This window comes from Delftia sp. DS1230, from assembly GCF_040112715.1.
GTDB lineage: Bacteria > Pseudomonadota > Gammaproteobacteria > Burkholderiales > Burkholderiaceae_C > Comamonas > Comamonas tsuruhatensis.
Genome location: NZ_CP157763.1, coordinates 6,174,029 through 6,195,000, shown reverse-complemented (window position 1 = coordinate 6,195,000; position 20,972 = coordinate 6,174,029). Strand labels below are relative to the sequence as shown.

At 63.4% G+C, this 20,972-nt stretch carries 17 protein-coding genes and 2 rRNA genes; 14 read left to right on the top strand and 5 right to left on the bottom strand.

Annotated elements, in window-relative coordinates:
* Positions 1-12 precede the first annotated feature (12 nt).
* Both AAN986_RS27930 and rrf read left to right on the top strand, forming a co-directional pair.
* Positions 13-2,888 (top strand): 23S ribosomal RNA (locus tag AAN986_RS27930).
* Positions 2,889-3,014: 126 nt separating this feature from the next.
* Positions 3,015-3,127 (top strand): 5S ribosomal RNA (gene rrf, locus AAN986_RS27925).
* Between the two features lie 154 nt (positions 3,128-3,281).
* Here rrf and AAN986_RS27920 read toward each other — a convergent pair.
* The gene (locus AAN986_RS27920) at positions 3,282-4,049 is read right to left on the bottom strand and encodes a class II glutamine amidotransferase (RefSeq protein WP_034400144.1); all 768 of its coding nucleotides are present in this window, start codon (positions 4,047-4,049) and stop codon (positions 3,282-3,284) included.
* 99 nt (positions 4,050-4,148) lie between these two features.
* Between AAN986_RS27920 and AAN986_RS27915 the strand changes: the two genes are divergently transcribed.
* Positions 4,149-4,817 (top strand): hypothetical protein, encoded by a 669-nt coding sequence (locus AAN986_RS27915; protein ID WP_047219517.1) that lies wholly within the window; start codon positions 4,149-4,151, stop codon positions 4,815-4,817.
* A 63-nt stretch (positions 4,818-4,880) separates the two neighbouring features.
* Here the strand turns inward: AAN986_RS27915 and AAN986_RS27910 are convergent, their stop codons facing one another.
* The 3 genes from AAN986_RS27910 to AAN986_RS27900 form a co-directional block, all read right to left on the bottom strand.
* Positions 4,881-5,069, bottom strand: coding sequence for a 4-oxalocrotonate tautomerase (locus tag AAN986_RS27910; RefSeq protein WP_012202595.1), 189 nt, complete (start codon positions 5,067-5,069; stop codon positions 4,881-4,883).
* A 16-nt stretch (positions 5,070-5,085) separates the two neighbouring features.
* The gene (locus AAN986_RS27905; RefSeq protein WP_013804760.1) at positions 5,086-5,340 is read right to left on the bottom strand and encodes a cysteine-rich CWC family protein; all 255 of its coding nucleotides are present in this window, start codon (positions 5,338-5,340) and stop codon (positions 5,086-5,088) included.
* Positions 5,341-5,420: 80 nt separating this feature from the next.
* Positions 5,421-7,613 carry a malate synthase G gene (locus tag AAN986_RS27900; protein ID WP_047219516.1) on the bottom strand — a complete coding sequence of 731 codons (2,193 nt, stop codon included), beginning with the start codon at positions 7,611-7,613 and terminating at the stop codon, positions 5,421-5,423.
* A gap of 304 nt (positions 7,614-7,917) precedes the next feature.
* Between AAN986_RS27900 and AAN986_RS27895 the strand changes: the two genes are divergently transcribed.
* The 9 genes from AAN986_RS27895 (at position 7,918) to AAN986_RS27855 (ending at position 16,557) form a co-directional block, all read left to right on the top strand.
* Complete coding sequence (locus tag AAN986_RS27895; protein ID WP_026062476.1) at positions 7,918-8,853, top strand: LysR family transcriptional regulator; 936 nt, start codon at positions 7,918-7,920, stop codon at positions 8,851-8,853.
* A 28-nt stretch (positions 8,854-8,881) separates the two neighbouring features.
* Entirely contained in the window at positions 8,882-9,487 is a 606-nt protein-coding gene (locus AAN986_RS27890; protein WP_026062475.1) for a DUF3016 domain-containing protein, read from the top strand.
* Between the two features lie 129 nt (positions 9,488-9,616).
* Positions 9,617-10,063 (top strand): DUF2214 family protein, encoded by a 447-nt coding sequence (locus tag AAN986_RS27885; RefSeq protein ID WP_016450692.1) that lies wholly within the window; start codon positions 9,617-9,619, stop codon positions 10,061-10,063.
* 54 nt (positions 10,064-10,117) lie between these two features.
* Entirely contained in the window at positions 10,118-11,815 is a 1,698-nt protein-coding gene (gene argS / locus AAN986_RS27880; protein ID WP_016450693.1) for an arginine--tRNA ligase, read from the top strand.
* Positions 11,816-11,835: 20 nt separating this feature from the next.
* Positions 11,836-12,525, top strand: a complete 690-nt coding sequence (locus AAN986_RS27875; protein WP_047219515.1) for an SPOR domain-containing protein — start codon at positions 11,836-11,838, stop codon at positions 12,523-12,525.
* An 81-nt stretch (positions 12,526-12,606) separates the two neighbouring features.
* The gene (locus AAN986_RS27870; RefSeq protein ID WP_047219514.1) at positions 12,607-13,257 is read left to right on the top strand and encodes a thiol:disulfide interchange protein DsbA/DsbL; all 651 of its coding nucleotides are present in this window, start codon (positions 12,607-12,609) and stop codon (positions 13,255-13,257) included.
* Positions 13,258-13,429: 172 nt separating this feature from the next.
* Entirely contained in the window at positions 13,430-14,092 is a 663-nt protein-coding gene (lptA, locus tag AAN986_RS27865; RefSeq protein ID WP_016454602.1) for a lipopolysaccharide transport periplasmic protein LptA, read from the top strand.
* Entirely contained in the window at positions 14,089-14,886 is a 798-nt protein-coding gene (lptB, locus tag AAN986_RS27860) for an LPS export ABC transporter ATP-binding protein (protein WP_016450697.1), read from the top strand. The genes lptA and lptB overlap by 4 nt, the downstream gene beginning before the upstream one ends.
* Positions 14,887-14,940: 54 nt before the next feature.
* On the top strand, positions 14,941-16,557 hold the full coding sequence (locus AAN986_RS27855) for an RNA polymerase factor sigma-54 (RefSeq protein ID WP_047219513.1): 1,617 nt from the start codon (positions 14,941-14,943) through the stop codon (positions 16,555-16,557).
* A gap of 21 nt (positions 16,558-16,578) precedes the next feature.
* Here the strand turns inward: AAN986_RS27855 and rtcR are convergent, their stop codons facing one another.
* The gene (gene rtcR / locus AAN986_RS27850; RefSeq protein ID WP_047219512.1) at positions 16,579-18,192 is read right to left on the bottom strand and encodes an RNA repair transcriptional activator RtcR; all 1,614 of its coding nucleotides are present in this window, start codon (positions 18,190-18,192) and stop codon (positions 16,579-16,581) included.
* Positions 18,193-18,890: 698 nt separating this feature from the next.
* On the opposite strand from rtcR, the gene AAN986_RS27845 reads away from it, so the two are divergent.
* Positions 18,891-20,030: a slipin family protein gene (locus tag AAN986_RS27845; protein WP_047219511.1), complete on the top strand. Its 1,140-nt coding sequence runs from the start codon at positions 18,891-18,893 to the stop codon at positions 20,028-20,030.
* A gap of 73 nt (positions 20,031-20,103) precedes the next feature.
* Positions 20,104-20,949, top strand: coding sequence for a hypothetical protein (locus AAN986_RS27840; protein ID WP_047219510.1), 846 nt, complete (start codon positions 20,104-20,106; stop codon positions 20,947-20,949).
* Positions 20,950-20,972: the final 23 nt, after the last annotated feature.

The following is a 20,972-nucleotide window of genomic DNA, read 5'->3' as shown; positions in this document are numbered from 1 at the left end:
TCAAAGTTATAGGGTCAAGTGACTAAGAGCATGTGGTGGATGCCTTGGCGATGATAGGCGACGAAAGACGTGATAGCCTGCGATAAGCTTCGGGGAGCTGGCAAATAAGCTTTGATCCGGAGATTTCTGAATGGGGAAACCCACCCGCAAGGGTATCGCATACTGAATACATAGGTATGCGAGGCGAACCTGGAGAACTGAAACATCTAAGTACCCAGAGGAAAAGACATCAACCGAGATTCCGAAAGTAGTGGCGAGCGAAATCGGAACAGCCTTCTAGTGATAGTCAGACGGTTAACAAAACGGAATGGAAAGTCCGGCCATAGTAGGTGATAGCCCTGTATGTGAAAACCGACTGGTGGTACTGAGCTAGAGAAAAGTAGGGCGGGGCACGAGAAACCCTGTCTGAATATGGGGGGACCATCCTCCAAGGCTAAATACTCATCATCGACCGATAGTGAACCAGTACCGTGAGGGAAAGGCGAAAAGAACCCCGGGAGGGGAGTGAAATAGATCCTGAAACCGCATGCTTACAAAAAGTAGGAGCCCGCAAGGGTGACTGCGTACCTTTTGTATAATGGGTCAGCGACTTACATTCAGTGGCAAGGTTAACCGAATAGGGGAGCCGTAGAGAAATCGAGTCCGAATAGGGCGTCCAGTCGCTGGGTGTAGACCCGAAACCAAGTGATCTATCCATGGCCAGGATGAAGGTGCCGTAACAGGTACTGGAGGTCCGAACCGACTAGTGTTGCAAAACTAGCGGATGAGCTGTGGATAGGGGTGAAAGGCTAAACAAACTTGGAAATAGCTGGTTCTCTCCGAAAACTATTTAGGTAGTGCCTCAAGTATTACCTGCGGGGGTAGAGCACTGTTTAGGCTAGGGGGTCATGGCGACTTACCAAACCTATGCAAACTCCGAATACCGCAGAGTACAGCTTGGGAGACAGAGCACCGGGTGCTAACGTCCGGACTCAAGAGGGAAACAACCCAGACCGCCAGCTAAGGTCCCTAAAATTGGCTAAGTGGGAAACGAAGTGGGAAGGCTAAAACAGTCAGGATGTTGGCTTAGAAGCAGCCATCATTTAAAGAAAGCGTAATAGCTCACTGATCGAGTCGTCCTGCGCGGAAGATGTAACGGGGCTAAGCCAGTTACCGAAGCTGCGGATTTGCAATTTATTGCAAGTGGTAGGAGAGCGTTCTGTAAGCCTGTGAAGGTGCCTGGTAACGGGTGCTGGAGGTATCAGAAGTGCGAATGCTGACATGAGTAGCGTTAAAGGGGGTGAAAAGCCCCCTCGCCGTAAGCGCAAGGTTTCCTACGCAACGTTCATCGGCGTAGGGTGAGTCGGCCCCTAAGGCGAGGCAGAGATGCGTAGCTGATGGGAAACAGGTCAATATTCCTGTACCGATGTGTAGTGCGATGTGGGGACGGAGAAGGTTAGCTCAGCCAACTGTTGGATATGTTGGTTCAAGCCTGTAGTCGTGCCTGGTAGGCAAATCCGCCGGGCTTAGATGAGGGGTGATAACGAGTCTGCTTGCAGACGAAGTGAGTGATACCCTGCTTCCAGGAAAAGCCACTAAGCTTCAGCTACACACGACCGTACCGCAAACCGACACTGGTGCGCGAGATGAGTATTCTAAGGCGCTTGAGAGAACTCTGGAGAAGGAACTCGGCAAATTGATACCGTAACTTCGGGAGAAGGTATGCCGCAAGTAGGTGAACTTGAACAAAGGGAGCCCAAAGCGGTTGCAAAAAATCGGTGGCTGCGACTGTTTAATAAAAACACAGCACTCTGCAAACACGAAAGTGGACGTATAGGGTGTGACGCCTGCCCGGTGCTGGAAGATTAAATGATGGGGTGCAAGCTCTTGATTGAAGTCCCAGTAAACGGCGGCCGTAACTATAACGGTCCTAAGGTAGCGAAATTCCTTGTCGGGTAAGTTCCGACCTGCACGAATGGCGTAACGATGGCCACACTGTCTCCTCCAGAGACTCAGCGAAGTTGAAATGTTTGTGATGATGCAATCTCCCCGCGGAAAGACGGAAAGACCCCATGAACCTTTACTGTAGCTTTGTATTGGATTTTGAACGGATCTGTGTAGGATAGGTGGGAGGCTTTGAAGTGAGGACGCTAGTTCTCATGGAGCCGACGTTGAAATACCACCCTGGTGCGTTTGAGGTTCTAACCCAGGTCCCTTATCGGGATCGGGGACAGTGCATGGTAGGCAGTTTGACTGGGGCGGTCTCCTCCCAAAGCGTAACGGAGGAGTTCGAAGGTACGCTAGTTACGGTCGGACATCGTGACGATAGTGCAATGGCATAAGCGTGCTTAACTGCGAGACTGACAAGTCGAGCAGATGCGAAAGCAGGACATAGTGATCCGGTGGTTCTGTATGGAAGGGCCATCGCTCAACGGATAAAAGGTACTCTGGGGATAACAGGCTGATACCGCCCAAGAGTTCATATCGACGGCGGTGTTTGGCACCTCGATGTCGGCTCATCTCATCCTGGGGCTGTAGTCGGTCCCAAGGGTATGGCTGTTCGCCATTTAAAGAGGTACGTGAGCTGGGTTTAAAACGTCGTGAGACAGTTTGGTCCCTATCTTCCGTGGGCGCTGCAGATTTGAGGAAGCCTGCTCCTAGTACGAGAGGACCGGAGTGGACACACCTCTGGTGTATCGGTTGTCACGCCAGTGGCATTGCCGAGTAGCTAAGTGTGGAAGAGATAACCGCTGAAAGCATCTAAGCGGGAAACTCGTTTCAAGATGAGATCTGCCGGGGCCTTGAGCCCCCTGAAGAGTCGTTCAAGACCAGGACGTTGATAGGCTGGGTGTGGAAGCGCAGTAATGCGTTAAGCTAACCAGTACTAATTGCTCGTGAGGCTTGACCCTATAACTTTGATGACGTTGATCATCAAGGTGGTTATGCCAAGTAAGGCGCAGTCAAAATACAAAGCTGATTACAGACTCTATGAATTCGTTGTGCTGCTCACAAGAGCAGCATGACAACAAGTTATGCCTGATGACCATAGCAAGTTGGTACCACTCCTTCCCATCCCGAACAGGACAGTGAAACGACTTTGCGCCGATGATAGTGCGGGTTCCCGTGTGAAAGTAGGTCATCGTCAGGCTCTTACAGCCCAAGAAACCCCGTAGCCCAAAGCTACGGGGTTTTTTGCATTGGGCTGCAGGAAAAACGGGGAAACAGGCTGAACCGCCAAAACGGACAACCCAAAAAAAGAGAGCGCTGACGCGCTCTCTTTTTATTCCTGAATACGCAATGGTTCAAAGCGGCAGGCATTCGCCCTGTACAAAGACCTTGAGTTCGCCCGACTGGATCGAGGTCCAGGTCTCATTCTTGGTCAATGGCGCCGTGACGATGATGGCCACGCGGTCCTGGGGTGTGGTTTCCCGGGCGAAGTCCACGGCCAGGTCTTCATCCGACAGATGGGCCTGGGCAAAGGGGTGGCGTCGTTCGATATAGCACAGGTGCGTGGTGGCATGGGCCCACAGCGCCTCGCCGTTGGACAGCAGGAAATTGAAGGTTCCATGCGGCGAGATTCGCTTGGCCAGCTCGCGCAGCGTGTGGGTGAGTTCCTGCACGCTGGGCAGGCCGGCATGCGACTTCCACAGCTCCTGGAGAATCCAGCAGAAGGCCTGTTCGCTGTCGGTGTTTCCCACCGGGTGGAAGTGGGCATGCAGCTTGGGTGCAAAGCCCTTGAGATCCCCGTTGTGGGCAAAGACCCAGTTGCGACCCCACAGTTCACGCACGAAGGGGTGGCAGTTCTGCAGGCTTACCGCGCCCTGCGTGGCCTTGCGGATGTGGGCGATGACGTTGCGGCTCTTGATCGGGTACTCGCGTATCAGCTTGGCGATGGGTGAGTCGATGGCGCGCTCATAGCCCACGAAGTGGCGCAGGCCCTTGTCCTCGAAGAAGGCGATGCCCCAGCCGTCCGTATGGTCGCCGGTATTGCCCGCGCGCTGGGTGAACCCCGAAAAGCTGAAGCGCACGTCGGTGGGCGTGTTGCAGTTCATTCCAAGCAGCTGGCACATGGCGGTATCGTTGTTTGCGTAGTTCAAGCCATAGCCTAACGCCTGGCGCGGCAGCTGCAAGCACAATGCGGGGCAACGGCAAAAAAACGGAACACACCTATGCCCATCCTCTGTCTGCATACGGCGCACAGTAACGCCGTGATCTTCGAGCAGGCTGCTGCCGAACTGGGCTGGCCGGCCCACTCAATCGTTCATCAGGTGCATGAGGAACTGCTGTTGGAGGCGGAGGCTGCAGGTGGCATGAATGCGTCGCTTCGGCAGAAAACGGCGGGGCAGCTTGATGCGCTGGCAGACCCTGCCGATATCGATGCCGTGCTGCTGACCTGCTCGACCCTGGGCCCGGCCGTGGCGGATTGCCGCAGTGGCAAGGTCTGGCGTGCCGATGGCATGCTGGCCCGCAAGGTGGCCGCTGCCTTGCAGAGAGATCCCCAGTCACGCATTGCACTGCTGTGTGCTGCTCCCACAACGTATGAAGCCACGCGCGATCTGTTCATGCAAGCGTTGCTGCCTGGCGATGCACATCTGCGCCTGCAGCTGCAGTGTGTCGAAGGCGCATGGGCGCTTTTCCGTAGAGGCGATCTCTCTGGCTACCAGGCACGGATGACCGATGCCGCTTTTCAAGCCTATGCGGCCGGCGCCGCCCAGGTGGTTTTGACCCAGGTTTCCATGGATGGGGTTGCCAGGTACTGGCAGGCCAGAGACTCCCATCCTGTGCCGTGGACCGTGGCTGCCAGTGCGCTGCAGGCACTTGGAGAAATGCGCAAGTAAAGCTGCAGCTTCATGGAAAAAGGCAGCCGAAGCTGCCTTTTGCATGCGTTGGAGGAAAAGTCCTCAGCTGCGTTCGGACCAGAGCTTGCCGCCCGTGGCCCAGTTTTCGCGCTTGATGTCGGTGATCAGGATGTCCACCGATTCGGGCGAGCCGCCGAGGACTTCGACCGAGACGCGCGTGATCTCTTCGACCAGCTTGCGCTTTTGTTCGACGGTGCGGCCTTCCATCATTTCGACGTGGTACGTGGGCATGCAATCTCCTCAGGGATCAAGTTCTAGGGGGTTGGGTCGGCGACATCATATCGGCCGACGCGGGCGGTCGAGGCTTGTCGGTGCCAAGTGCGCAGGCGGGACACAGGCATGCCTTGTTGCGCAGGGGCTCCGGAATACGGGCCAATGCATCGGGTGCCACCGGCGTGTCCATGCACCAGCAGTTCAGCGGATCAACGCCCGCAAGAATGGCGCACTGATTGCTGCGGCCGCACAGCGGACACAGGCTGGCATCGGGGGGAGGGGCACTCATCGTGGTTCTGAGTGTAGATCCATGAAAAAAGCACCTCAGGCAAGCCTGGGTGCTTTTTCAAGCGCCGGGCGCCGCCCGCGTCAGGCGGCGGCCTTGACCTTCAGGCGCCAGGCATGTAGCAGGGGCTCGGTGTAGCCGCTGGGTTGCTCCTTGCCCTTGAAGACCAGGTCACAGGCGGCCTGGTAGGCCATCGAGGTGTCGAAGTGGCCGGCCATGGGCTTGTACAGCGCATCGCCCGCGTTCTGCTGGTCGACCACGGCGGCCATGCGCTCGAAGGTCTCGCGCACCTGCGCCTCGGTCACGATGCCGTGCTGCAGCCAGTTGGCGATGTGCTGGCTGGAGATGCGCAGCGTGGCGCGGTCTTCCATCAGGCCCACGTTGTGGATGTCGGGCACCTTGGAGCAGCCCACGCCCTGGTCCACCCAGCGCACCACATAGCCGAGGATACCCTGGACGTTGTTGTCCAGCTCCTGCTGCTTTTCAGCCGCGCTCCACTTGTCTTCCTTGACCACGGGCACCTGCAGCAGGTCGGCCAGGATGTTGGCGCGCTCGGCGTCGGCATTGGTCTGCTCCAGCTGCTTTTGCACTTCGGCCACGTTGACCTGGTGGTAGTGCAGGGCGTGCAGCGTGGCGGCCGTGGGCGAGGGCACCCAGGCGGTATTGGCGCCGGCCTTGGGGTGGCCGATCTTTTGCTCCAGCATGGCCTTCATCAGGTCGGGCATGGCCCACATGCCCTTGCCGATCTGCGCCTTGCCGCGCAGGCCCAGGCCCAGGCCCACGAGCACGTTGCTGCGCTCATAGGCGGCCAGCCAGGCGCTTCCCTTCATGTCGGCCTTGCGGACCATGGGGCCGGCATACATGGCGGTGTGCATTTCGTCGCCCGTGCGGTCCAGGAAGCCGGTGTTGATGAAGGCCACGCGCGATGCGGCGGCGGCGATGCAGGCCTTGAGGTTGACGCTGGTGCGGCGCTCCTCGTCCATGATGCCCAGCTTGACGGTGTTCTCGGGCAGGCCGAGCACCTTTTCCACGCGGCCGAACAGCTCGCTGGCGAAGGCGGCTTCCGCAGGGCCGTGCATCTTGGGCTTGACGATGTAGACGCTGCCCGTGCGCGAGTTGCGGATGCCGTTGGCGCCCAGACCCTTGATGTCATGGACGGCGATGGCCGTGGTGACCATGGCGTCCAGGATACCTTCGGGGATTTCCTTGCCGTTGCCCCAGAGGATGGCCGGGTTGGTCATCAGGTGGCCGACGTTGCGAACGAACATCAGCGAACGGCCATGCAGCCTGACGGGCTTGCCGTCGGCGCCGGTGTACTCGCGGTCTGCATTCAGGCCGCGCGTCATGCTCTTGCCGCCCTTGTCGAAGGTTTCGGTCAGCGTGCCCTTGAGGATGCCCAGCCAGTTGGCATAGCCCACCACCTTGTCCTCGGCATCCACGGCCGCCACGGAGTCTTCCAGGTCCAGGATGGTGGACAGGGCCGCCTCGACCACCACGTCGGCCACGCCGGCGGCATCGGTCTGGCCGATGGCCGTGGTCTTGTCGATGCGGATGTCGATATGCAGGCCGTTGTTGAGCAGCAGCATGGAAGAGGGCGCTGCGGCATCACCCTGGTAGCCCACAAACTGGGCGGTGTTCTTCAGGCCCGTGGTGCCGCCGTTCTTGAGCGCGACGACCAGCTGGCCGCCTTCCACGCGGTAGCCGGCGGAATCCTTGTGCGAGCCCGAGGCCAGCGGGGCGGCCTGGTCCAGGAAATCACGTGCGAAGGCGATGACCTTGGCGCCGCGAACGGGGTTGTAGCCCTTGCCCTTTTCCGCGCCGCCGTCCTCGCCGATGGCATCCGTGCCGTACAGCGCGTCATACAGCGAACCCCAGCGCGCGTTGGCGGCGTTGAGCGCATAGCGGGCATTGAGAATGGGCACGACCAGCTGGGGGCCGGCCTGGATGGCCAGTTCCGCATCCACATTGGTGGTGGTCGCCTTGGCATCCTTGGGCTGCTCGACCAGATAGCCGATCTGCGTCAGGAACTGCTGGTAGCCGGCCATGTCGGTGATGGGGCCGGGATGGGCCTTGTGCCAGGTGTCCAGCTCGGCCTGCAGGCGGTCGCGTTCGGCCAGCAGGGCGGCATTGCGGGGGGCGAGGTCGTTGACGATCTCGTCGAAGCCTTTCCAGAATGCCTCGGGCGCGACACCCGTGCCCGGGAGCACTTGTTCATTGATGAAGCGGTGCAGCTCTGTGGCCACCTGCAGGCTGTGGGCTTGGGTGCGATCGGTCATGGTGGGAACCCCGGTTGGATGGATGGAAAGACTGGCCTGGACCCTTTACGGGCCTGACTATAAGGAATACTTTATTAGATTTATTTGCGTACATAAATAGACCATAAATCTTAAAACTCGTGACTTTTACGCAAAAATGTGGGAAGGTTATGCGCCTGCCAAAACCATCGGAAATTGGCATGCAGCCCGGTGCGAAGGGCAAATGGCAGACAGCCAGTGCCTACTGCGCAAAAAGGCGGACCCCAGGAGACAGGCATGCATGCGCATGCCCCACAAGAACACGGAAAAGAAACGGACAGCAGTCATGGACAAGCTCAAGGCATTCGAGTCATTCGTATCGGTGGCCACGCGCGGCAGCCTCACGGCAGCGGCCAAGGCGGAAGGCGTGGCGCCAGCCATCATGGGGCGGCGACTGGATGCCTTGGAAGAGCACCTGGGCGTCAAGCTCATGGTGCGGACCACACGCCGCATCTCGCTCACGCACGAGGGCAGCGCTTTTCTCGAGGATTGCCAGCGCCTCTTGTCCGATGTGTCCAACGCCGAGGCCAGCGTCAGTGCGGGCGGGGTCAAGGCCACAGGACATCTGCGCATCACGGCGCCGGCAGGCTTTGGTCGGCGGCATGTGGCGCCTCTGGTGCCGCGTTTTCGGGACCTGCACCCCGATGTGACGATTTCCCTGAATCTGAGCGACCGCGTGGTCGATCTGGCCGGTGAGGGCTTTGACTGCGCGGTGCGGGTAGGCGACCTGCCCGACTCGGCCCTGGTCAGCGTGCGCATCGCCGACAACCGGCGCCAGTGCGTGGCCACGCCCTCCTATCTGGAGCGCCGCGGCACGCCGCGCCACCCCAGTGAGCTGACCCAGCATGACTGCCTGACGCTGTCCAGCGATGCCTCGCAGACGCGCGGCTGGGCCTTCCGCATTCCGCACCCGGACAGCGGAACCAGCGAAGTCGTGCATTTCAAGCCGGGCGGTCCGCTGGACTGCTCCGACGGCCAGGTGCTGCACGACTGGTGCCTGGGCGGCTGGGGCATTGCCTGGCGCAGCACCTGGGAGGTGGAGGCCGAGATCGCCGCCGGGCGCCTGGTGGCGGTGCTGGAGGAATTTGCGGCCCCACCGAACGGCATCTTCGTGGTCTTTCCCCAGCGCAAGCACATGCCGCTGCGCGTGCGGCTGTGGATCGACTATCTCAAGCACCATTACGAGCAGCCGGAATTCTGGCGTCGAACCCACGCGGCCTGAGCGGGCCGCCCAGCAAGGAGGAATGAGCATGGCAGTGTCGATCGCGACGGAAGCGGTATCCGCAACGCAGGGCGCGGCCCCAGGACGGCGGCGCTGGATGCGCATGGCGCTGGGCGCCGCCTGCCTGGGCATGTTGGCAGGCTGCGCCGTCCAGGGGCCGGGGCAGGGCCGGCCGGACGGGATGCGGCAGGGCGCGGTGCCTGCCGGCATCGTGAGCGTGACCTTTGACGATCCCTCGCGGTTCGATGCCGGGCGCAATGGACCCCAGGAGTCCGAGAAGGCGCGCCGCGCCTGGGTCGATGCGCTGGCCCAGTTCCTGGCCGAGCGTGCCGCGCCCAGGCTGCCCCAGGGCCAGCGGCTGGAAGTCCACCTCACCGATGTGCAGCGTGCCGGCAGTTTCGAGCCCTGGCGCGGACCCCAGGCCGCCGATGTGCGCATCGTCCGCGATATCTACCCGCCGCGCATCGACCTGCGTTTCAAGCTGCTGGATGCCGACGGAAAGCTGCTGCGCGAGGGCAGCCGCCAACTGCGCGATGCGACCTTCATGATGCGCCCCGACCTGTATCCCAACGATCCCCTGCGCTACGAGAAGACGCTGCTGGATGACTGGTTGCGCGCGGAACTGCCGAAGTAACGACGCAAGAGCCGGCGCGACGGGAGGACCGCAGTGGTCTACCGATTGCCTCGGGCATCCCGATGGCGGTCGCCGTTTCTGGCGTAATGCAGCATGGCCCAAGAGGCTCAATTTCTATACGGATTCCCCATGACGATAGAAGCCATTCTGGCCAGCCTCCACCTGCTGGCCATCCTCACCTTCGTGGTGTTCCTGTCCAGCCAGGCAGCGCTGTGCCGCAGCGAGTGGATGAGTGCCGCCGTGGTCCAGCGCCTGGCGCGGCTGGACATGATCTACGGGCTGGCGGTGGTGTTCCTGGTGCTCACCGGCATTGCGCGCCTGGTGTGGGGCGTCAAGGGCATGTCCTGGTACGTCTCGCAGCCACTGTTTCATCTGAAGATGACTTTGTTCGTGGTCGGCGCCGTGTTGTCGATCAAGCCCACGCTGGCCTTCCGCCGCTGGCGCCGCGCGCTGGATGCCGGCCAGGGCCTGCCCCAGCCTGCCGAGGTGGCCAGCACGCGCCGCTGGGTGATGTGGCAGGCGCATGTGGTGCCTGTGATCGCGGTGGTGGCGGTGTTCTGGGCGCGGGGCATGTAGGCCCGGTTTTCCTGTCTGGCGGCATGGGGCGGGCCTGCCACGTAGAATCCGTCGATGCTCTCCGTCAAACAGGAACTGCTCGCGGCTCTGGCCGGCGAGCTTGAAACTTTGTCGCCCGGCGCCGGTGCCCGTGCCGCTTTCGAATCCCCCAAGGTGGCTGCCCATGGCGATTTCGCCTGCACGGCCGCCATGCAGCTGGCCAAGCCACTCAAGCTCAATCCGCGCGCGCTCGGTGAACAGCTCAAGGCTGCGCTGGAGGCCACGCCGGCTTTCCAGCGCTGGGTCGATGCCATCGAGATCGCCGGCCCCGGCTTTCTGAACATCCGTCTCAAGCCAGCCGCCAAGCAGCAGATCATCCGCGAAGTGCTGGGACAGGCCGAGAAATTCGGCTGGCAGGCCGACCGTGGCGCCAAGATGCTGGTCGAGTTCGTCTCCGCCAACCCCACCGGCCCGCTGCACGTGGGCCATGGCCGCCAGGCCGCGCTGGGCGATGCCATCTGCAACCTCTATGCCACCCAGGGCTGGGGCGTGCACCGCGAGTTCTACTACAACGATGCGGGCGTGCAGATCGACACGCTGACCAAGAGCACGCAGCTGCGCGCCAAGGGCTTCAAGCCCGGCGACGAATGCTGGCCCATCGATCCCGAGAATCCGGAAAGCAAGGCCTTCTACAACGGCTCCTACATCCAGGACATCGCAGACGATTTCAAGGCCTGCAAGACCGTCAAGGCCGATGACCGCGAATTCACGGCCAACGGCGATGTCGAGGACTACGACAACATCCGCCAGTTCGCCGTCGCCTATCTGCGCAACGAGCAGGACAAGGACCTGCAGGCCTTCAACCTGCACTTTGACGAGTACTACCTCGAATCCAGCCTCTACACCAACGGCCATGTCGAGGACGCGGTGCAGCGCCTGATCGCGGGCGGGCACACCTACGAACTCGACGGCGCGCTCTGGCTCAAGTCCACCGACTACGGTGACGACAAGGACCGCGTGATGCGCAAGCAGGACGGCAACTACACGTACTTCGTGCCCGATGTCGCCTACCACATCCAGAAGTTCAAGCGTGGCTACTCCAAGGTCGTCAACATCCAGGGCACGGACCACCACGGCACCATCGCACGCGTGCGCGCCGGCCTGCAGGCCGCCGACGTGGGCATTCCGGCCGGCTATCCCGACTATGTGCTGCACACCATGGTGCGCGTGGTGCGCGGCGGCGAGGAAGTCAAGATCAGCAAGCGCGCCGGCTCCTACGTCACGCTGCGCGACCTGATCGAGTGGACCAGCAAGGATGCGGTGCGCTTCTTCCTGCTGTCCCGCAAGCCCGACACCGAGTACACCTTCGACGTGGACCTGGCCGTGGCCCAGAACAATGACAACCCCGTGTACTACGTGCAGTACGCCCATGCGCGCATCTGCTCGGTGCTGGCAGCCTGGGGCGGCGATGCGGACACGCTCAAGGACGTGGACCTGTCGGCGCTGGAAGGCCCGCAGGCCCAGGCGCTGATGCTGCAGCTGGCCAAGTACCCGGCCATGCTGACTTCGGCCGCAGAAGGCAATGCGCCCCACGACGTGACCTTCTACCTGCGTGAACTGGCCTCGCTGTACCACAGCTACTACGACGCGGAACGCATCCTGGTGGACGATGAAAAGGTCAAGCTCGCCCGCCTGGCGCTGATCTCGGCCACGCGCCAGGTATTGCACAATGGCCTGGCAGTGCTGGGCGTCTCGGCCCCGCAACGCATGTAACTTCGAGCGACAAGCCATCTATGAAGACACAGCAACGTGGGGGCACCGTCATCGGTCTCATCATCGGCATGATCGTCGGGCTGGCAGCAGCCCTGGCCGTCGCCGTCTATGTGACCAAGGTGCCCGTGCCCTTTCTCTCCAAGGGCGGCAAGACGGCCGACCAGGACGCGGCAGAGGCCCAGCGCAACAAGAACTGGGACCCCAACGCACCGCTGCAGGGCAAGAACCCGGCGCCGCCACCACCGGCTGCCGTCACGCCCAGCCTCCCCGGCAGCACCACGCCAGCAGCGCCCACCCCGCCCGCCGTGGCCGGCGGCGTGACGCCGCCGCCCGCGCCCGTGGACCCGGCCAAGTCGCCCGCCAAGCCCGACACCAAGGCCGATGGCAAGACCTCCGCCGACCCGCTGGGTGATCTGGTGAAGGCGCGTTCCGCCGCTGCCGAGAAGACGGAAAAAGCCGAAAAGGCCGAGGCTGCCTTCAACTACTTCGTGCAGGCCGGCGCCTTCCGCAGCCAGGGCGATGCCGATGCGCAGCGGGCCAAGCTGGCCATGCTGGGATGGGAGGCGCGCGTAAGCGAGCGAGAGCAAAACGGCATCACCATCTTCCGCGTGCGCGTGGGTCCGTTCACCAAGCGCGACGATGCCGAGCAACTCAAGCAAAAGCTCGATGGCGCCGGGGTCGAGTCCACGCTGGTGCGCGCCGCTCGCTGAAACAGCGTTGAGCAAGAGCGCTGAACTTTTTGGCAAACCCCAGCCTCCTAATCTGCAGCATTGAACGAGGAGTTTGTTTTGATGAATCGCCGCGACTTTTCCCTGGCTGCCTCGGCAGCCGCTGCCAGCGCGCTGACGCTGGGCACCTCCGCCGCACAGGCCCAGGCGGCAGCGCCCAAGGAGGGCAAGGACTACATCAAGCTGGCCAAGCCCGCACCCACCAGCGCCAGCGCCGGCAAGGTCGAGGTGGTCGAGTTCTTCTGGTACAGCTGCCCGCACTGCAATGCATTCGAGCCCACCTTTGCCGCCTGGAAGAACCAGGCGCCGGCCGACGTGGTCGTGCACCGCGTGCCCGTGGCATTCAACGCCAGCTTCGTGCCCCAGCAAAAGCTGTACTACGCCTTTGAAGGCATGAACCTGCTGGACACCATGCATGCGCGCGCCTTCCACGCCATCCATGTGGAACGCAACCGCCTGGCCAAGGACGACGAGATCTTCGCCTGGGTGGGCAAGCAGGGCGTGGACGTGGCCAAGTTCAAGGAGGTCTACAACTCCTTCACGGTCTCCAACCAGGTGCGCAAGGCCACCCAGCTGCAGCAGGACTATGACGTGGAAGGCGTGCCGGCCATGGGCGTGGCGGGCCGCTACTACACCGATGGCACCAAGGCCGGGAACATGACCAATGTGCTGCGCGTGGTCGATCAGCTGATCGCCACCAGCCGCAAGGGCTGAGGTCCGGGCCTCGGCCCAGACCACCCGTGACAGGCCCGCCATTGAGCGGGCCTGTCGCTTTTGGAAACCTCTTTTTGTGCCTTCGTGTCAGCGCTTTGCCCCCCGGCTTGAAAGACGCCAGGAACGGTTGCGCGTGACACCCCCTACAATGGATGCAAGAAGCGTGCCCTCCATGAAACAACGACTTTCCCCCCTCCTGCTCGCAGCCGCCCTGGCGGCTTTCGCCGGTTTGGCCCAGGCCGAAAAGGCCGACAGCACCAAGCCCATGAACATCGAGGCTGACGCGCTGCGCCATGACGAACTCAAGCAGACCAGCGTCTTCACCGGCAACGTGGTGATGACCAAGGGCACCATCGTGCTGCGCGGTGCCCAGCTCGATGTGCGCCAGGACCCCGAAGGCTTTCAGTACGGCGTGGTCACGGCCGAAGCGGGCAAGCGCGCCTTCTTCCGCCAAAAGCGCGACACCGTTCCCGGCCAGCCCGAGGAATTCGTGGAAGGCGAGGGCGAGGTCATCGAATACGACGGCAAGGCCGACCTCGTGAAGTTCATCCGCCGCGGCGAACTGCGGCGCTATCGCGGCGGCCAGCTCAGCGACGAGATCACCGGCTCCATCATCGTCTACAACAACCTCACCGACGTGTTCACCGTCGACGGGCAAAAGACCAGCGGTGGCCAGCCCAGCTCCACGGCCGGCCAGGGCGGGCGCGTGCGCGCCGTGCTGGCGCCCAAGGAGGGCACACCGGGCTCGCAGCCGCGCGCTCCCGCCGCAGGCGCGCCGGGCACATCCCTGCAGCCCAGCAACACCCTGGACAGCCTTGGTGGTACCAAGCGATGAGTACCGAGGCCTCAGCCCCCGCTGCCCACGCTTCCTCCCCACGCGCCGAACAGGGCAGCAGCCTGCAGGCGCGCCATCTGGCCAAGTCCTACGGCAGCCGCAAGGTGGTCAAGGACGTGTCGCTGTCCGTGAAGAAGGGCGAGGTCGTGGGCCTGCTGGGCCCCAACGGCGCGGGCAAGACCACCTCGTTCTACATGATCGTGGGCTTGGTGCGCAGCGACGGCGGCGACATCTTCATCGACGGCCAGGCCGTGGGCAACATGCCCATCCACCAGCGCTCGCGCCTGGGCCTGTCCTACCTGCCGCAAGAGGCATCGATCTTCCGCAAGCTCAGCGTCGAGGACAACGTGCGCGCCGTGCTGGAGCTGCAAAGGGACGAGCAGGGCCGGCCGCTGGCGCGCAGCGTCATCGAGGAGCGCCTGACGGCGCTGCTGCAGGAACTGCGCGTGGACCATCTGCGCGCATCGCCCGCGCTGGCGCTGTCGGGTGGCGAACGCCGCCGCGTCGAGATTGCACGTGCCCTGGCCACGCAGCCGCGTTTCATCCTGCTGGACGAGCCCTTCGCCGGCATCGACCCCATCGCCGTGATCGAGATCCAGCGCATCATCGGCTTTCTCAAGGCGCGCGGCATCGGCGTGCTCATCACCGACCACAACGTGCGCGAGACGCTGGGCATCTGCGACCATGCCTTCATCATCAGCGACGGCCATGTGCTGGCCCAAGGCACACCCGAGGAGATCGTGGACAACGCCGAAGTGCGGCGCGTCTACCTCGGCGAACACTTCCGGATGTAGCGCCATGCCCTGCCTGGCCCGTCTGCGAGATTGCCTGCGCGAAGGAGCTGCCGCTTGAAGCCCGGACTGTCGCTGCGCGTCTCCCAGCATCTTTCGCTCACCCCGCAACTGCAGCAGTCGATACAGCTGCTGCAGCTGTCCACGCTGGAGCTGGCGCAGGAAGTGGAGCAGATGCTGGGCGACAACCCCTTCCTGGAGCTGGCGAACGACGACGGCGACCACGAAGCGGCAAGCAGCGCCCCGGAGCCTGCGGCGCCCGGCGCCGACGCCGCGGACTCCTTCCAGGAAAGCCGTGCGGACCAGCCATCGGCTGCGGTGGAATGGGAGGCGCCGTCGGACACATCCTCCGGCGATGCCGTCGAGACCTCCGGCACGGCCGAATCCCTGAGCTGGGAAGGCGATGGCCAGACCAACTCGGGCAACGACGACCGCGACTGGGGCAGCGATGCGCCTTCCAGCCGCACGCGCGGCCAGGGTGACGATGACGAGACCGATGCCACCGAGCTGGCACGCAGCGCAGAAAGCCTGACCGACCATCTGCACCGCCAGGCCCTGAGCCTGCGCCTGGGCGAGGTGGATCGTGCCGCGCTGCGCTTTCTGATCGAGAACCTCAACGACGACGGCTACCTGGAAGACCCGCTCGACGAGCTGGCACAGGGCCTGGCGGGCGACAACCTGGAGGAGTGCGAGGAACTGGTGCACCGCTTCACCGTGGCGCTGCGCCTGTTGCAAAGCCTGGAGCCGGTGGGCGTGGGCGCGCGCGACCTGGCCGAATGCCTGACGCTGCAACTGCGCGACCAGCTGGCCGATGCCGAGCGCGAAGGCAACGGCAGTGCCGAGGACGAAGACCGCCAGGCCGTGCTGCGCACCGCGCTGGACATCTGCGCCCAGCCCATGGACCTGCTGGCGCGGCGCGACCTGCGCAAGCTCGCCAGCCTGTGCGGTGCGCGCGAGGAGCGGCTGCGCGAGGCGCTGGTGCTGATCACCCGGCTGGAGCCACGCCCTGGCCGGCGCTTTGCCGACGTGCAGCGCCAGATCGTCGTGCCCGATGTCATCGTGCGCCCGGTGCGCATGGGTGCGGGACGCATGGAGTTCAGCGTGCAACTCAACCCCGATGTCATGCCCAAGCTGCGCGTGCACGACATCTATGCCAGCGCGCTGCGCAGCCACCGGGGCAGCGAAGGCCATGCGGCGCTGCAGCAGCGGCTGCAGGAGGCGCGCTGGTTCATCAAGAACATCCAGCAGCGCTTCGACACCATCCTGCGCGTGTCGCAGGCCATCGTGGAGCGCCAGAAGAACTTCTTCGTGCATGGCGAGCTGGCCATGCGCCCGCTGGTGCTGCGCGACATTGCCGATGCGCTGGGCCTGCATGAGTCCACCATCAGCCGCGTGACCACGGCCAAGTACATGGCCACGCCGCAGGGCACCTACGAACTCAAGTATTTCTTCGGCTCGGGCCTGGGCACCGAGGCGGGCGGCAACGCGTCGAGCACGGCCGTGCGCGCGCTCATCAAGCAGTTCGTCGCAGCCGAGGACCCCAGGAAGCCGCTGTCGGACAACCAGCTGGCCGACATGCTCAAGGAGCAGGGCATCGAATGCGCACGGCGCACCGTGGCCAAGTACCGCGAGCTGCTCAAGATCCCGCCGACCACGCTGCGCAAGGCGCTGTAGCCGCGCAGGGCGCGCACGCTCTCAGGCCGCAGGCGCGCGGCCGGCCACGTCATCCCATTTGAGGCCGAATTTCAGCAGGTACTTGCGCAGGCGGTCGGCATCGTTGACCACGCTGCGCTGGGTGCGTGACTGGTCGAACAGGCGGCGCCCCGCATCGGACAGCGAGGGCGACTCCCGGCACACGCGCAGCACCGCTTCGAGCTGCATGCGGTCGAACAGATCCAGCGGCTCCAGCACTTCGGCAGACAGCAGGCTTTGCAGGCTGGCGCCGGCCGGTTGCACGGCATCGCCTCGTTGCCACAGCCACTTCAGGCGCTGTATCTCGGCATCGACCAGGGCCGTGGAGATGCGCCCCCCGTCGGCCAGCGTGGCCAGGCGCGTCATGCTGGCCGACAGGTCGCGGAAGTTGCCGCTCCACAGCGCCTCGGGCGAGCGCGCAAAGCGCAGATAGCGCTCGCGGGCCTCTACGTTGAAGCGCACCATCTGGCCGGTCTCGTCGGCCGAGCGCGCGAGCAGGTGGTCCATGTTGGGTTCGATGTCCTCGGGGCGCCCGGCCAGGCCCGGCAGCGCGTAGGACCACAGGTTGATGCGCGCGAACAGATCCTCGCGAAAGCGCCCCTGCGCCACGTCGATGCGCAGGTCGCGGTGCGTGCCGGCGACCAGCTGGAAGTCGCTGCTGACCTCGCGGTCGCTGCCCATGGGATAGAAGCGCTTTTCCTCCACCGCCTTGAGCAGCATGGCCTGTTCGTCCAGGCCCAGCTCGCCGATTTCGTCCAGGAACAGCACGCCCTGGTGCGCGCTGCGCAGCAGGCCGGCGCGGTCGGCCGCAGCGCCCGTGAACGCGCCCTTCTTGTGGCCGAACAGCACCGAGGCTGCACCATCGCCGCGCAGCGTGGCGCAATTGACCTCGACGAACTCGCCCTGCACCTGGTGCCTGGCCTTCTTCAACTCGTACATGCGCCGCGCCAGATGCGATTTGCCCGCACCCGTGGGACCCGTGAGCAGGATGGGCGCGCGCGAGCGCACGGCCACGCGCTCGATCTCGTCGATCAGCGCGTTGAACCCGGCATTGCGCGTGGCGATACCGCTCTTGAGAAATTGCACGGCCTCGCTCTGCTCGGCGCCGAAGCGCTGGGCGATCACGTCGTAGCGCGACAGGTCCAGGTCGATCAGCGCATAGCTGCCCGGGTCGCCCATGCGCTGGCGCCGGGGCGGCGAAGTCTGGGCCAGCACGCCGGGAATGCGGCGCGACTCCACCAGCAGGAACAGGCAGATCTGTGCCACGTGCGTGCCCGTGGTGATGTGGGTCCAGTACTCCTCGCGCTCGGGGTCGAAGCGATAGGCCTGCGTCCAGTCGAACAGCCGCGCATAGACCTCGCCGAAATCCCAGGGATCGGCAATGTCCATGGGCACGAGGTTCACCTGGGTCTCGGGCGATGCCGTGGCGATGTCGCCCTGCAGCAGCTGCGCCAGGGCCAGATGGGGCGGCGTGTAGAGCAGCTCCAGCCGCTCCACCACCAGATCCTCGTGCTGCATGAGGGAGAGGGTCGGCCGCCATTTTTCCCAGCGCCCCGCGCCCCTGCCGGAGTCCAGCTGCGTACCCAGAAAGCCGATGACGACCTTTTTCTTTTCCATGTTTTTGTCTAGTTGGATAGCTGAAATTCTAGTTTCTTTGGATTAAAGAAGAAATCAAGAAAAGTGTGATTTGAGATTTATCCAAATAAATCAAGGGGTTGAAGAATTTGTTTGGCACCGGATGCCAGGCTGGCACGCATCTCGCAATAAGCAAGGCATCCAGTGCAGGCGGTGACCGCTCACAGGCCGGGGTTGGGGCAAACGCCCGTCCCGCCGGTGCCGGAAGTCCGGGCCCCCAGGGGCCTGTCGATTTCCCGCATGCCGCACGCCGCAAGCGCTGGGTGACGGCAAGGTTGTGGAAACCGTCCCGCAAGGGACGTCTGGTTCGACTCCAGGCTTGCCAGCCACTGGTAGCTCAGTCTGGTAGAGCACCCTCGCAAGAGGACTGTCGCAGGTTCGATTCCTGTCCACTCTTCCGGCCGCAAGGCCGGGCTATTGAAACGGTCGAAAGACCACCCGCCGAACGCGGGAGGTGGCCGCCGGGTTGCGATGCAGCCCCAGGCCGCCCCCCGTCAGCGGCGGCGGCTGTGCCAGGTCCCGGCACGGTCCGCGCCCGCAGCCAGCCACGCTGCAACCTGTTTCCAGGGTTGCCGCCACGGCGCACTGCAAGGCCCGGGCCGTGCCCCCTGGAACCCCGCCGCTGCTGTAACGGCACCCCTATTGATTGCGGCGAAGACGCCGAACGAGGAGAAGAAGAAATGCTGAAGATCCAACGCATCACCGTCAAGAAGAACGAACGCGCCCTGCTGCTGCGCAATGGCGATTTCGAGCGCGTGCTGCACAGCGGCCGGCACTGGCTGTTTGCCGGCACCGACCAGCTGCGCGTGGAAACCTTTGCCCTGGAGCAGCCCGCCTTCACGCACGGCCTGGCCGACTACCTGATGGCGCAGGAGCCCGCCCTGGTGGCCGCCGAGTTCCTGCGCGTGGAACTGTCCGAGACCGAGGCGGGCCTGCGCAGCGAAAACGGCGTGCTGGTCGAGATCCTGCCGCCCGGCACGCGCCGCCTGTACTGGAAGGGACTGGTGGATGTGAGCGTGCAGGTGGTCGACCTGCAGGCCGGCGCCGAGCTGCCCGCCGCCCTGGCGGCGCGCCTGACCCAGACGCAGCTGCGCCAGCGCAGCGTGTCCGGCCTCAACGGTGTGCTGCAGGTGCAGGTGCCCGCAGGCCAGTGCGCGCTGCTGACCATCGACGGCAAGGTGGACCGCCTGCTGCAGGCCGGCAGCCATGCGTTCTGGAAGTTCGGCCGCAGCATTGCCGTGGAGCTGGTGGACCTGCGCCTGCAGGCCGTCGAGGTCTCGGGCCAGGACATCATGACCCGCGACAAGGTCAGCCTGCGCCTGAACCTGAGCGCCACCTATCGCCACACCGACGTTCTGCGCGCCTTTGCCCAGCTGCAAAAGCCCGCCGAGCACCTGTACCGGGAGCTGCAGTTCGCGCTGCGCGCCGCCGTGGGCACCCGCACGCTCGATGAGCTGCTGGAGAACAAGACGGTGATCGACGACGTGGTGACCGCGCACATGGCGGCCAAGCTGCAGCCCTTCGGCATGGTGGTGGAGAGCGTGGGCGTGAAGGACATCGTGCTGCCCGGCGAGATGAAGGCCATCCTGACCCAGGTGGTGCAGGCCGAAAAGCAGGCCCAGGCCAACGTGATCCGCCGCCGCGAGGAAACGGCGGCCACGCGCTCGCTGCTCAACACCGCCAAGGTCATGGAGGACAACCCCGTGGCCCTGCGCATGAAGGAGCTGGAGACGCTGGAACGTGTGGCCGAGCGCATCGACAAGATCTCCGTGTTCGGCGGGCTGGACCAGGTGCTCAACGGGCTGGTGAAGATGCGTTGATCACGCGATGAGGCGGGCGTGGAGTCGCCGGCGGTGCCGGTTGCTTCATGCCTGCCCTTGAAGGAGAGACACCATGGACAAGAAGATGACATCGAAAAGGATGCAATCGCCTGCAGCGCAAATACAGGAGCGTACAGACGCCCTGGCTGCTGCATCACAGGCGCTCTACCAGAGCTTTGCTGGATACAGGTCGCCGTCGGTAGCGCTGGACGCTTGCGTCACATGCTGCATGGATGCAGACCTGGAGCGCGAGATGCGTCGACTGCCCCTGCGCAGCCTGACCGAGCACCATTTCTACCAATACAACGACGCTGCCAAAAGCGTGGTCCAGCCTGCGGATGAGATCAAGTACCTGGCGCCAAGAATGTTGGAGCTGCTGGCGCAGGGCGCAAGGCTGCACCACTCCACCGAGTTGTATCTGGACCGCCTTGGTCGCTGCGAGCCCGGCTCCTTTTCATCGCAGGAAAGCGCGGCGTTGCAAGCCTTTGCTCGTGCCTTCTTTGCCTTGGGGCTGGAGCAGTGGGCTGAGCCGGACACCAGCGTCTTCCAGGGCGAAGAGGCCTTCTCCTTTTTGCTCATGTGGGACTACGCCGGTGTGCCGCTCCAGCCCCTGCTGGATCACTGGCTGACCTGTGACAGCGAGAGCGCCACGCTGCATTTTGTCGATGCATGCTTCTACGAATTCATCTGGGGTGGGCACTGCATCAGCAATGCCTTCGCATCCGATCGCAATGGCTACCGTGCAACGATGGAGCAGTGGCTCTCGCAGACAGGCAACAAGAAGCATTGGGCAGAAAAGCTGCTGCAACTGGCCGAGCGTGGCCCGGCCAGCACCTGGCTGCCTTCAGGCAAGCGCGACCACCAGTGCTACCCGCTGGATGAGCGCATAGGCGCGGTATTCGACGCCATGGCCACTTGAGGCGAAAACACGATTCAACCAAG